The organism is Streptococcus sp. (assembly GCF_032481935.1).
In the GTDB taxonomy this organism is placed as follows: domain Bacteria; phylum Bacillota; class Bacilli; order Lactobacillales; family Streptococcaceae; genus Streptococcus.
The window spans coordinates 40,558-55,113 of sequence record NZ_JAWERU010000002.1 but is presented as its reverse complement, the minus strand read 5'-3'; the positions used below and the strand labels follow the sequence as shown (position 1 = coordinate 55,113).

General features: G+C 40.0%; 5 protein-coding genes and 1 pseudogene. All 6 read right to left on the bottom strand.

Features of this window, described 5'->3' with window-relative positions:
- Positions 1–112: 112 nt before the first annotated feature.
- The 6 genes and pseudogenes from E7C97_RS00655 to E7C97_RS00630 all read right to left on the bottom strand — a co-directional run bounded on the left by E7C97_RS00655 (position 113) and on the right by E7C97_RS00630 (position 14,116).
- Positions 113–5,428 (bottom strand): SIALI-17 repeat-containing surface protein, encoded by a 5,316-nt coding sequence (locus tag E7C97_RS00655; RefSeq protein ID WP_316107614.1) that lies wholly within the window; start codon positions 5,426–5,428, stop codon positions 113–115.
- Positions 5,429–5,579: 151 nt separating this feature from the next.
- Positions 5,580–5,734: pseudogene (locus E7C97_RS00650) on the bottom strand (helix-turn-helix domain-containing protein).
- A gap of 78 nt (positions 5,735–5,812) precedes the next feature.
- Entirely contained in the window at positions 5,813–6,928 is a 1,116-nt protein-coding gene (gene msrB, locus E7C97_RS00645; RefSeq protein ID WP_049526241.1) for a peptide-methionine (R)-S-oxide reductase MsrB, read from the bottom strand.
- Positions 6,929–6,937: 9 nt separating this feature from the next.
- A complete protein-coding gene (locus E7C97_RS00640; protein WP_049526243.1) occupies positions 6,938–7,498 on the bottom strand; it encodes a redoxin family protein in 561 nt (186 codons plus the stop codon).
- A gap of 158 nt (positions 7,499–7,656) precedes the next feature.
- On the bottom strand, positions 7,657–13,551 hold the full coding sequence (locus tag E7C97_RS00635; RefSeq protein ID WP_316107613.1) for a ZmpA/ZmpB/ZmpC family metallo-endopeptidase: 5,895 nt from the start codon (positions 13,549–13,551) through the stop codon (positions 7,657–7,659).
- 1 nt (position 13,552) lies between these two features.
- Entirely contained in the window at positions 13,553–14,116 is a 564-nt protein-coding gene (locus E7C97_RS00630; RefSeq protein ID WP_316107611.1) for a TIGR01440 family protein, read from the bottom strand.
- Between the last annotated feature and the right edge of the window lie 440 nt (positions 14,117–14,556).

Genomic DNA, 14,556 nt, shown 5'->3' with positions numbered 1-14,556 from the left:
CCAGACCCCAACAGGAGATCTGGCAATTTTATTCTTTGAGAATGATAAAGTAGATGTCACTTTCTAAGAAAATCTGAACATAGCATCCTCTTTTATCACACCGACTTTTTATCTATCCTTTAGGAAAGAGTTCAGATGAAAATGCATCTGTCACCTGCAATAGTTTTTGGAAGACTTTTTTCTTCAGCGCTACTGTATAATTGGCAACTGAGCCTCCATACTTGAAGTTTCGGTAATCCGTTTCTACTGCTTGGTCAAACAAATCTTGCAATTTCTCATAAGAATCAATTTGCTGACCATCAATTTCAAAACTATGGATTCCTCGTTTTGCCTTAGCAATAATAGCGTCAAACCAGGCCTTCTTCCATTCTTCCAAGTTCTGGAACTTGCCTTTCGAAACCTTCTGGATAATGAAATCATCCCCAAGGGTGTCACGTCCCTCGCTTAAGGCCTCATCCTTGTATTTATTAGAAGCATAGCCTAGGAAACCATTTTCGTAACCATAATAACCCCACATACGGAAAGCATTATGTTTGAAGGAGATGGCTCCAGGAGCTCCCTGACTTGTATTTCCACCGTAGATAGCATCTACCATCTTGACATTGACATAAGCTGTCTTGAGTTCTTCTGGTCGGTAAGTTCCCTGATAATGCCTATTGGTGATGATGTTATTTTTGATTAGATCATCTACAGAATTTAGCTGAGTCTTGGCTTCCTCATCTGTCAATGGACGGACATAGTCCCACTGATTAGGAGCAAGGAGTTTATTGTCCTTGTCCTGATAGCGCATCTGCTTGGTCATCTTGCTGAACCAAGCCTTCTTCAAAGCCAGATCATTCTTAGCGAGAACTCGTTCTCCTTCCAGATAATCTAGAAGCATCAAAGCCTCATTATAACCTTTCATGTAGTGGTCAATCTGCTGACGTGTTTGCAACTTGGTTGGATCTGGATTGTACCATTGATCCCCATCATTTGGTCGCATGTAAGCCATGTTGAGCCCGAGAGCGCCATATTCACCCTGATGGCCTTCCTCAGCCGGTGACTGGAGCATACCCTGAGCATAGGCTTCTACATAGGTTCCTTCACGATGTTTGTATCCCCCCAGATAGACAATACGATCGTTGACGTGCGTTGTCTCATGGGTGTAGACAGACAAGCCATACTCACTCATCATATCTATTTCTACAAAGTGCACAGCATCTCTGGCATTGATATTAGGATAGATAGAGGCATAGGCTCCTAGTTTATTGTCTTTATAGTAGCGACCTGCTGGTCCAAATACCTCTCGAATTGGTGCATAGTCTTCCATACCACTAGTATGTCCATAACGCTCTACCCAGCCACGTCTATCAACGCGATAACCTTCCCAAACTGGTGTAGCTACATTAAAATCACTCTTAACCATACGGTCTTTAACTTCATCAGTAGCAAGTCGATACCAGAAGTCCAAGTAAGTCAACTGGCGGTCCGCTACTAGATCAATGTCAGCTTTCATCTGGTCTATGGTTTTGCCAGATTTATCAGCTGATCCGAAAGTAATGGTATTGTAGTTGGAAATCAGGAACATCTGCGCCTTCTTTACATTCAACAAAGGCAGAATCATATTGCGATGCAACCAGTTATTCAGATTGTCATAAGCACGATGCTTCCGATTTGCAATTTCTTGATTCTTCGAAGCTCGCTCTGCTATGTACACATGGTCCTTGGTGGCATTCACAAACCATTCATTCATATCCTTGTCAGTCGTCAATAACTGTCTGTTGTAGTCTAAGAAGGCATGTAAATCTTCAGATTTTGTATCTTTGGCTAGGACTCTGGCAAAGGTTTCATGAGTCTGGTCGCCTTTTAGGTTACTTTCTCTTGAACCGAGTTCAATCAACCGATCCAAGACATCCACATTTTTGCCATAAAAATCTGGTTTAAAAAGCATGAGTTCTTTCAGATTATAATCCGCAAATCGGACACCGTAATAACGATTGAGATAAGCAAGACCAAGCATGATAGCTGATTGATGATCCTGAACTTTTTTCTTCAAGGCAGCAGTTCTAGCAAGAGAATCATTCCACTGGTAGTCTAGATTTGTAAGTAACTTATCAACCAGGCTTCCCAGCTGCGCTTTGACTTCTGCAAAGCTTTCTTCTAGGTACCAATTCTGCACTGCCTCAACCTTCTTATCAAGGCTAGTGGTTTGATCATCTAGGATTCGATAAACTCCCTCAGACTGTAAGTCCACTGTTTTCAGGATAGATGTTAGCTCCTTGGCTAAGGCTGAACGGTCCTTAACCAGCATATCTGGAGTATAAAGCACATCCAAGTCAGCAATCTTGTATTCCTTAATAGCAGTCAAGCCAGAATTTTGCGAGGTAATTGCAAATACATCCTTGGTCTGGTCTGCATAATGAACCATGATATGGTCTGCCACTGAAAGGTCTGTCACAAAGTCTTTCCCTTTCATGGCAATAACAGAGACTACCTCTTTCTTGGCTAGATTGTGATCAAGATCCAGCTTGTTTCCTTGATTTACAATCCATTCTTTATTGTAGAAAGGTTGCAATTTTTCAAGGTTTCGATAGGCTTGATCATGGCGACTATCATAATCTTGGATATCCTGATAAGCGTATTCTTTTACACCAGAAATCGTAGGAGAATCAGCACTTGACTTAGCCAAGTAGTAACTGTAGCCTTCTTCAAAGGTTTTCTGAGCATTACGTTGAATCAAGTCAGTTGCCTCAGCAGTCACCTTGTAATAGTCTTTTCCGTTTATTCTTTCAGTTTGAATAGACTTGATGGCTAAACGGCTAGTCTTATGGTCCTCTGAATTAATCTTGAGATAATAGTCTTCCAAGTTTCTTGGCACTTCTGTCAAGTGCTGAATCACAGACTCTTTGCCATTTTCAACCTTAACAAGGCTTGTTTTCTTGATATCTTTTATTTCTAGCTTTTTAAGTTCTAAACGAAGCTTCTTTTCCTCAAGTAGAGTGCTCTCTTCACCCTTGCCACGATTAAAGACCATCCTTGTAGATATGGTGTAATCCGTATAAAGTTTCAGATTATCAACTGTTGCTTCCAGCTGATCACTCGTCAAGTCAAGAGTCTGATCCTCTAGCCCTTTAGCTTTAATAGTGGCACTAATTTTTGAAATGGTAACACCATCTGCCTTCTCCAAGTTATAACTTAGGCGAGCTGAACGGCCCATCGAATTTCCAGTAATAGTTGAAAGAGTTAGGACAGGTTCAGGTTTAATTTTTTCTTTTTCCTTACTGCCACGGATGATAACCTGATCTTTAGCTTCTTTTAAAATCCGTGTTGTTTCTTTCGGCTCTGAAATACGTTTCCCATCTTTTTCCTCATAGCTGGTAACAATCTCTTTCTCACCATCTTGACCGACTTGCTCAATTCTTGTTTCACCGACAAGCATGTCTGGATCAATCTTTTCCCTAGTTTGTTTAGGAATCAACTCTTTTCGGACTTCAATATGTAAAGTCGGGTTTGTATCCTGAATCAGCGCTTCAGTAGCATTCACACCACCACTATAGCTAGGTGTGTCCTGTTTCAGAGTGTCAACTGGGACTGCGCCTCCTTCATAATCTGGTAGGCTTTCAGCTACTGTACCCGGACCATTAACGCCACCTTCAAATATTGGTTTAGACGGCTCAACTAAAGATTCGCCTGATACACCGCCTGTGAACTCTGATTTGTCATGGACTTCTGGCACGCCACTTTGACTACTCAATTCTGGTGCATACTCTGGTAAGGCTTCGGACACTGCACCCAGGCCATTAACTCCGCCTTCATAGCTAGGTCGGGCAGGCTCAACAAGCGGTTCACCATTAACGCCACCTGTAAACTCGGATAGTTCCTGTTTCAAAGTTTCAACTGGAACTGCACCACCTTCATACTCTGGTAAAGTTTCAGCTACTGCTCCTTGGCCATTAACACCACCCTCAAATGTTGGTTTTGTTGGCTCAACCAAGGATTCGCCGAATACGCCGCCTGTGAACTCTGGGTGCTCCTGTTTCAGAGTATCAACTGGAACTGCACCACCTTCATACTCTGGTAAGTCTTCGGCTACTGTACCTGGGCCATTAACTCCACCTTCAAATGTTGGTTTTGACGGCTCGACTAAGGATTCGCCGGATACGCCACCTGTAAACTCTGGAATCTCCTGTTTCAGAGTATCAACTGGAACTGCACCACCTTCATAATCTGGTAAGCTTTCAGCTACTGCTCCTTGACCATTGACGCTTCCTTCAAATGTTGGTTTTGTTGGCTCAACTAAGGATTCGCCGGATACACCGCCTGTGAAGTCTGGTTTGGCGTGGACTTCTGGCACGCCACTTTGACTACTCGATTCTGGTGTGTACTCTGGTAATGCTTCAGCTACTGCTCCTTGGCCATTAACACCACCCTCAAATGTTGGTTTTGTTGGCTCGACCAAGGATTCGCCTGATACTCCGCCTGTAAAGGCAGGTTTCTCGTGGACTTCTGGAAGACCACTTTGACTGCCAAATTCTGGTGTATACTCTGGTAAGCTTTCAGCTACTGCTCCTGGGCCATTGACACCACCCTCAAATGATGGTTTAGACGACTCAACAAAGGATTCGCCTGATACTCCGCCTGTAAATTCTGGTTTTTTGCGGACTTCTGGAAGGCCACTTTGACTGCTAAATTCCGGTGTATACTCTGGTATGGCTTCAGCTACTGCACCTGGGCCATTGACTCCACCTTCAAATGTTGGTTTTGTTGGCTCGACTAAGGAGTCGCCAGATACGCCACCTGTGAATTCAGGAATTTCATGAACGCCTGCTTGATTTACTGGCTTTGCAGGAATTTCTGGATTTCCACTAGACGTTAGATCTTGGCCTCTTCCTCTTAAATCCGACTCTAATAAATAACCAACATAGTCATAGCCTTTAATGTCTATAATCCCTTGTGATAAACCATCAGCAGACACAAGGGTTTTAGTCTGATCATAAGCTAGTAAGTCCTTGTGTTCAAAAGCAAATACTTGATAAGGTAGTAATAAACTCTTACCTACAGAAGCAATCAATAACACTCCAACTATCTTAGAAGGTTTTTTCTTGGAAAATAGGAAAACCACCAAACTAGCAGTCAAAAGACCAAGACCAGCCAAGGGGAAGGTGACGGATCCTGTTTGAGGTAAGACGGCTTGTCCCTGCTTGCGATAAACTAGATAATAGCTCTCTTGACTAAGATCTTGTGGCAATTCATGATGAATGAGTTCACGTTCAGCAGCTGTCAACTCCGATTCTGCTAAGTAATGAAAGGAAACTTGCTTGGTTTCATCAGCCTGAACCAGTTTCGGTTCAAGTGTTCCTCCAATGAAGGCAAGTCCAATCAATACCGAGCCCACTCCCATGCTCAGTTTACGAATGGCAAATTTTTGTAGCTTTTTTCTATCTTCCATATCAGCTTCGTTCTTGTCCTTAAAGACATCTCCTTTATTCCGTTTTCATAATCTTATTATAATATTTTGTTGATTTTTTTACAAAATATTTTCGAGATAAATTGATATTTTTTAAATAAAAAAGTGGATCAGCATTGGCTGAACCACATTTTTAGTCTGGTACATATTCCAATATATCACCTGGCTGACACCCCAGTTCTTTACAAATAGCTTCAAGCATTGAAAAACGGATAGCTTTCACCTTACTTGTTTTCAAAATCAAAAATTTTCAGGAGTGATTCCAACACGTTCGATTAAATTGCCCAATCGCTTCTATAATCCAAATTCTACACTTCTTATGAATTAAAATATATTTCAAGTAAACACTTTTTAATAATCTCAAGATTACTCAACATAATCCAACAAATAGCCATAGCCCTTTTCTTCCATTTGATCCTTAGGAATAAAGCGAATGGACAGACTATTGATACAATAGCGTAGACCTCCCTTGTCCTTAGGTCCATCTGTAAAGACATGTCCTAGGTGAGAATTCCCTGTTCGACTTTTGACTTCCGTTCTGACCATATTGTATGACTTGTCTTCCTTGTAGGTCGCAACATCTGGACTGATAGGCTGGGTAAAACTTGGCCAACCACAGCCCGATTCAAATTTATCTTTCGAAGAAAAGAGAGGTTCGCCAGTCGCAACATCCACATAAAGACCTGCTTCAAATTTATCCCAGTAACGATTTGAAAAGGCACGTTCTGTTTGACCATTTTGTGTCACGGCATACTCCTCTGGAGACAAAAGTTTTTTCAATTCATCGTCGCTCGGTTTTGGATATTGACTTGCATCAATAACAGGATAGGATGCTTGATTGACATTGATATGGCAATAGCCATTAGGGTTTTTCTGGAGATAGTCTTGGTGGTAATCTTCAGCCACGATAAAATTGCTTAAGGCTTCCTTTTCAACCGCTAGAGGTTGGTCGTACTTCTTAGAAACTTGGTCAAAAACTTGATTGATGACTTCTAAATCTTTCTCATCTGTATAGTAGACTCCTGTTCTGTACTGAGTCCCCACATCATTTCCCTGCTTATTCTTGCTGATTGGATTGATAATGCGGAAATAATGAAGCAAGATCTCTTTTAGAGAGATTTGATTGGCATCATAGGTCACATGAACAGTCTCAGCATGCCCAGTTTGGCCGATCAATTCATACTGGGTTGTTTCTCCTCTACCATTAGCATAACCAGAGACAGCATCTGTCACACCTGCTACTCGTGAAAAATATTCTTCGACTCCCCAGAAACAACCTCCAGCTAGATAGATTTCATGCAAGTCAGCATCTTTACTTGAATCAGTTTTTTTCTTGGCCTTTTGTCCTTGACTAACTGCTGCCTTCTCGATTTGAGTGGTATCTGTGTAGCTTGCGCTCCTTTTTTCCAAAAGAAATAAAATTCCGATAATAATGCAAATGATGATTCCAATGAATACAATTATTTTTAATTTATCATTCATGATGAGCCTCTAATCTATGCTTTTTAGCGTCTGTAAAATAGTTTCTTTGTCCATAAAACCTGGTTGGGTCTTAACGAGTCTACCTTCCTTATCAATAAAGGCCTGAGTCGGATAAGAACGAACTCCGTAACTCGCCAAAAGTTGTCCCGAAGGGTCTAACAATACTGGTAAATCTTTATAGTCCAAGCCCTGATACCATTTCTTGAAGCCTTCTTCTGCTTGCTCGCCTTTTTGACCAGGAGAAACGACTGTCAAGATTACAAAGTCATCGCCAGCTTCTTTTGCCAGTTCATCGGTATCAGGGAGGCTGGCTAGACAAATAGAACACCATGAAGCCCAAAATTTGAGATAGACCTTTTTGCCTTTGTAATCTGATAGGCGATAGGTTTTACCATCAACTCCCATAAGCTCAAAGTCTGGAACTGCTTCACCTTGTTTTGCCATTTGAGAACTAACTTGCGCATTTTTGTCTCTATTTTGCTTATCAGCTTGGTTCTCCATCTGATTGTTACAAGCCGATAGACAAACCTGACTAGTGCAGACCAATACAGTTGCTTGCCATGTTTTCATCTTCATCACCTTCTTTTTTGTTATATGAATATAGATATTGGCTTTGTAGTTCTATTATATACCTACCTTGCTAAAAATACTTAGAATCTGTTTGGAAAATCAATAATCTTCTTGATTACCAAAAAACTCCCACCTGCTAAGCAGATGAGAGCTTTGGATTATTTAAAGATAGAAGTTTTAAAGCTATCTGTTTGTTGAAGAAGTTTCTTATAAACAGCTTCCTTAAGTTTGGTTACATTATTTGTTGACACAGACTTATTACCATTCTTCTCTGTTTTTAAGGTTGCAGCATCCTTAGCAGCAGCTTCCTTGAACAAGCGAAGAAGATCACTGTAAGATGAAATGCTAGTTTCATTTACTTCAAAGGTTGTCAAACCATTTGTAGCCTTGTCTTTCACTTCTTTATAGTAAGCTTTCTTCCAATCTTCAAGATTGTTGAATTTTCCTTCAGAAATCTTGTTGATAATAAAGTCATCACCTAGGGTGTTCTTACCTGCAGCCTTAGCCTCTTGTTTATACTTATTAGTAGCATAGCCTAGGAAGCCTTTTTCATAGCCGTAGTAACCCCATAATCTGAATGTATTATGTTTAAATGACATTCCTCCAGGAGCACCTTCACTTGTGTTACCACCATAGATACCTGTCATCATAGGGACGTTGACATATGCAGAACTAAAGTCATCTGGTTTATAGATACCATTTCCTGGTCCACGGTTAGTCATAAAGTTGTTATCTACTAGGTCGTTCACGGAATGAAGTTGAATAGCTTTTTCAGTATCATTTAGAGCACGAACATTATCGTATTGGTTCTTAGAGTTTCCTCTCATTTGCTTATCAACTTTCTTGAACCAAGCATTATTCAATTCTTGACTATTTTGTCCAAGAACTGCATCAGCCTCAAGATTGTCTAACATCATCAGAGTATCGTTATAACCTTTCATGTAGTTATCGATAGCTTCACGTGATTTAAGATCATTTGGATTCGTATTATACCATTGGTTACCATCGTTAGGTCTTTCAAATGCCATGTTTAATCCTAGAGCTCCATATTCACCTTGGTGGCCTTGTGTTGCAGGTGATTGAAGCATACCTTGGGCAAAGGCTTCAACATCTGTACCTTCACGACGACCAAAATTACCGAAGTAAACAAGACGGTCATTTAAGTGTGTAGTCTCGTGTGTGAACGCAGAAGCTCCGTATTCGCTAATCATATTAGACATAACGAAAGTTACTTTAGCACGATTATCATTTGGATTATCGTAAATACTTGCATAAGCTCCAGCAACAGCTCCATTATCACCGTAGTATTCTCCTACAGGTCCATAGATTTCACGGATTGGGGCATATACTTCCGTACTATTTTTGAATTGGCCATAGCGTTCAGGCCAGCCTGGCCAACCGTGACCCCAAACATAGAATCCTTCCCAAACTGGATAGACGATATCTTTGAACAATCTATTCTTCACATTATCCAAGGCCAATCGATGCCAGAAATCAAGATAATTAATCTGACGTTGTGCGGCTAGATCAATCTCCGGTTTAAGTTTTTCCAAAGTAGTATTGTACTTATTAGCTGTACCATAAGACATCGTATCGTAAGTAGAAATGAGGAACATTTCTGTCTTATCTAGATTCAACAAAGGTAGAATCATTTTTCTATGAAGACCACGAGTCAAATTGTCATAAGCACGATATTTATGTTCGCCAACTCCTGGATTTTGAGAAGCTTTTTCTACTACATAGACCTTATCCTTAGTCGCATCAATGAACCAATCATTCATATTATCGATATTAGTGAATAATCCTCTGTTGTAGTCTAAGAAACCATTTAAATCTCCAGATTTAGTGTATTTCGCTAGAACCTCACCGAAAGCATCGTATGTTCTTGAACCACTGATATTATTCTCTTTAGATCCAATTTCAATTAATCTATCAAGAACATCAACGTTTTTACCATAGAAATCAGGTTTGAATAACATTAATTCTTTAATATTAACATCACCAAATTTAACGCCGTAGTAACGGTTTAAGTATGTTAAACCTAATAATAGGGCAGCTTTATTTTTCTCAACTTTATCAAGAATCATTTGTTGAGCTGCGGGAGAATTATTAAGTTGGTGATCTTCATTTTCAACTAGTTTAGTTACTAATGTATTAAGATTAGCTTTTACATAGTCGAAACTTTCTTCTAAGAATAGATTTTTAATCGCATTTACTTTATTAGGTCCTGTTCTGCCAAGTTTTTGGTAAATTGGATCAGATTGAAGCTCGATAGGGTTTAAGATATTTACGATACCGTTAATTAAAGCACTATGATCTTTTTGAACGATATTAGGTGTATATTTAATACCTAAGTCTGTTACAGTGTATTCTCTAACATTACTTAGACCCTCATCACTAGAAGATAGGTTGAAGTAATCTTTTGTTCCATCAGCATAGTGAACAATAATTTTGTTTGCAACACTTAGATCTGTTACAAAGTTATTATCATTCATTGGAGTAACAGAAATAACTTCTTTAGTATTTAACTTGTGGTTCTTATCTAATTTATTAGCTTGATTAACGATAAAATCTTTGTTATAGAATGGTTGTATTTTTTCAATATTCTTATAAGCAAGTTTATAGTCTGGATTGTAGTCTTGAATAGACTCATAAGCTGCTTCACGGGTGCTTACATTGTTCAACTTGTTCAATTCATAAGATTCACTTATGAATTTATCAGCTGTAATATTGTAACCAGCAACACGCTTATCAGCTTCTTCCTTAGTCAAATGTTTGAGTTTTTTAGGACTCTTGGTATCTTTACCAGTACCATCCTCAGCTGAGCTATAGCCAACTACGCCAAAAAGGTCTTTAATATGTGGGCCACCATCTTCATCGTTAACATCGTTAGAACCAAATATTTCATGACCTTTGATTACTTTAGCATATGTTACGTTATCTTGTACAGCTCCATATGGCCATGTTTTAGAGGCAATACCACCAACGTTTCTAGTATTTTTAACATCAAGGATACCCTTGGCAACAGAATTTGTTAATCTTGCTTTTGTACCTGATTTCCAACTATTTAGCATGTAAGTGACAAATGGCACTAGCATACTTGCATTTGCATTTTGCGCCGTAATAGTCGCATCTACATAGGCTCTATTGACAAAGCCCATATAGTTTGAACCAGCAATACCACCAACTGTCGAGTTATTTCCTACAGAGTTGATTTTACCAATAAAGGCGACATTTTCAACCTTACCATCTTCATCAATCTTATTGACAATACCTGCAACATCATTGTTACCAGTAACCGAACCAGTCACCTTAACATCTTCAATCAGACCTTTATTTTTAAGGTTAAATCCAACCGTAGCAATTTGATTTTGACCAGAACGATTAATATCTACATTTTCAAAGTTAATGTTCTTAATAGTCCCACCATTAATGACATTGAAGAGGGGATGTTCCAAATTATGGATAGCAAAACGTTTGTCACCATCACTCAATAGTTTACCAGTAAACTCCGAAGTAATGTAAGATTTACCTTGAGGAACAACGTTACGAGCACTCATACTTTGACCCAGTTTAAATTCACCAGCAGGATTTGCCTGAATGGCTTGGATCAATTCTCCAAAGTCGTAGAAAACACCATCCTGACTAGCTTTTGGTTTTTCAATATAGTAGGTATAAGTTTCATTAAAGCGATTATCGACATTACGTTGAACCAAGTTCTCCGCTACTGCTGTTACCTTGTAGACTTGTTTTCCATCAATTGTTGACTCTTCGATTTTTTGAACCGCTAGTAGATTGGTCTTATGGTCATTAGAGGTAACTTTCAGATAATAGTTTGACAAGTCGGTTGGCACTGAAGTCAGTCGAGTTTCATCCATTTCGATTTGATTTTCATATTTGATCAAATCCGTTCTTAGAATATCTTTAATCTCGATTTTCTTTAAATCCAGCCTTAGTGGTTCTTCCGCAAGAACTACTTCTTCATTCCCATTTCCACGATCGTAAACCATCTTAGTCGCAATCTTGTAGTCCTTGTAATACTTCAAGTTTGTAAGATTAGCAGTCAGGTCTCCCTCAGACATATTGACTGTTTGAAGGCTAGTGTCTCCATCTTTCAAAACAACTTCAAGAGATTTAATGGTTACACCTGTTGGTTTGACCAATTGGTAACGAACCTTGGCACTACGCTCTAATTCTTCTTTGTCTATATGAGTGAGAGTCAACGTTGGCTCAGTCAGGATTTGATCACCTTTTTTGATGATACGATCTTGAACTACTTCAACAACTTCCTCTGAAATCGTTGGAGCATCTGCAGTTTTCACTCCTTTAAGAGTCTTATAGACTTTGGTAATCTTTTTCTTACCGTTTTGACCAGCTTGAGCAACAACTTCTGTTCCCTTCGGAAGAGTGCTGTCTACTTCTGTTCTTGTCTCGAAAGGAATTTCTTCAAATGAAACTTCTTCAACTTGACCTTCAATAGCCTTTGTACCACGACTAATTTTTTCGTTTACTGGTGCCGTAACAGTTTCTGTACTCGTGCTGATTGGGTCCCCAACTTTTTGGCCATTGACTGTCTTATAGACACGATGAATCAGCTGACTTCCTGCTTGACCGTTTTGAATCACTGTTTCTTCATCAGTGTAACGAGTATCATCAGCTACATACTCCTTTGTATATGGAACTGCTACTGTTTCAGTTTCTGTAATAGTTGCTTCAGCTACTTTATACTCTGGCAATTCTGGCTGAACTAGGGATTCACCTTGGTGACCTGCTTCTTGGGTTCCTTTGGCACTAATCTCGCCTGTATAAGCTGGGGATTCTGGCTGAACTAGAGATTCACCTTGGTGCCCCTCTTCTTGGGTGCCTTTGGCACTAATCTCACCGGTATAAGCTGGAGTTTCTGGTTGAATTAAGGATTCGCCTTCATGACCTGCTTCTTGGGTGCCTTTAGCTGTGATCTCACCGGTGTAGGCTGGCAACTCTGGTTGAACCAAAGATTCGCCTTCGTGGCCTTCTTCTTGGGTACCTTTGGCTGTAAGCTCGCCTGTATAAGCTGGGACTTCTGGTTGAACTAGGGATTCACCTTCATGACCTTCTTCTTGGGTGCCTTTGGCTGTAAGCTCGCCGGTGTAGGCTGGCAACTCTGGCTGAACCAAAGACTCACCTTGGTGACCTTCTTCTTGGGTGCCTTTGGCACTAATCTCGCTAGTGTAGGCTGGCAACTCTGGTTGAACTAGGGATTCGCCTTCGTGGCCTTTTTCTTGGGTGCCTTTGGCACTAATCTCGCCCGTATAAGCTGGAGCTTCTGGTTGAACTAGGGATTCGCCTTCGTGACCTTCTTCTTGGGTGCCTTTGGCTGTAAGTTCGTCGGTGTAGGCTGGCAACTCTGGTTGAACCAAAGATTCGCCTTCGTGGCCTTCTTCTTGAGTTCCCTTAGCAGTCGTCATTTGCTCTGGTTGGTCTTGGAAGTCTGATGCTTTAAAGTAACCGACGTATTCGTATCCTTCGATTTGAATGACACCTTTTGCCAAGTCCTCTTGACTACTTGCTGCAATCGTTTGATTGAAGGAAACCAAGATTTTATTCTCAAAGGCTTGAGCTGACTGAGGGATAAAGTAACTACCACCTAGAGCTCCGATAAAGAGAAGGCCAAGCATTTTATTGCGGTGTTTTTTAGACATCACCACAACAACCATAGACGCTGTTGCAAAACCAAGAGTTGCCAGTGCCAGCTCCTTGCTTCCAGTGTTTGGCAATTGTTGAGAATTCACTTCCTTCTTTCTGTAAACAAGATAGACAACATCATCTTGCTTTAAATCAGAAGGGAGTTCGTGATGGATCAAAGCTTTTTCTGCTTCTGTCAATTCTTGTTCAGCCAAATAACGGTAATGAACTTGGTTGGGTGTTACCACTTCGTTAGCTGAAACAGTTTCAACTAAAAAGTTATTTGCCCCCAAAAGAAATGTCCCGATAACCGCAGAACCGACACCAACCGAGAACTTCCGAATAGAGTATTTAATGACTCTCTCAAACTGCATTTTTCTAGTATTCATTTTATATCTTCCTAATATGATCTATTGGATATTGAGCACGCGCTCCTCCAATGAGTTTTGGTCGACTAGCAAGTGCCGTTACATGAGCCTGACCAATCTCTCTTAAGACTGGTCGAATGGGTACCTGAACATGTTTGATATGCATACCGATAGCTGTATCACCGATGTCCAAACCAGCATCAGCGCTAATAAATTCGACCTCCACGGGATCCTTCATATAGCGAAAGGCGGCCAATTGACCAGAACCTCCTGCATGTAGGGTCGGGAGTACACTCACAATTTCCAACTGATGTTTTATAGCTACTTCCCGTTCAACAACTAGAGCGCGATTGACATGTTCACAACCTTGAACAGCTAAGTGAATCCCCTTAGCCGTCAACAGCTCCAACATTGTCTTGACGATTAGCTCACCAATCTCCTGACTCGAATCTTTGCCAATGTGTCCTCCCAGCACTTCACTCGAAGACAAACCTAAGACAAATAGTGCACCTTCCTGTAAAGAAGCCCTGTCTAAAACATCTTCAAGTATCTGCTGTGTTTCTGTTTGAATCCGTCTTTGGTCCATTTTTCACCTCGCTTTTTTCATTCTATCATATCGTTTTTCATCAATTTTAGCAAGATTGGAAAAGATAGGGGTCCATTTGCTAGGATTCAAAAACTATATGAGGGCTTTTTTCAAAAACTGATTCTAATCTCTTTCACTTCCCAAGACAACATAAAACACCATCTTGAAAACAAAAAAAATATAATAGTTTAGTAAAATAGTTGATTTAACAACATGTATATCTAAAAGATTTGTCAGTTGATTCGATCCTAAACTACCGAAAAGCAACTTCTACTATTCTACCCCATTTCTTCTATTAAAGCTACTACTTTGCCCTATTTTTTGGACTTTTTTTCTACCTTGTATTAACCTTTAATCATTCAGAAAACTTTCATGAAATGATGCATAACCTTTAATTTCACTCTCAAATTATACTATGACAGATTTTTAAATACAAACTG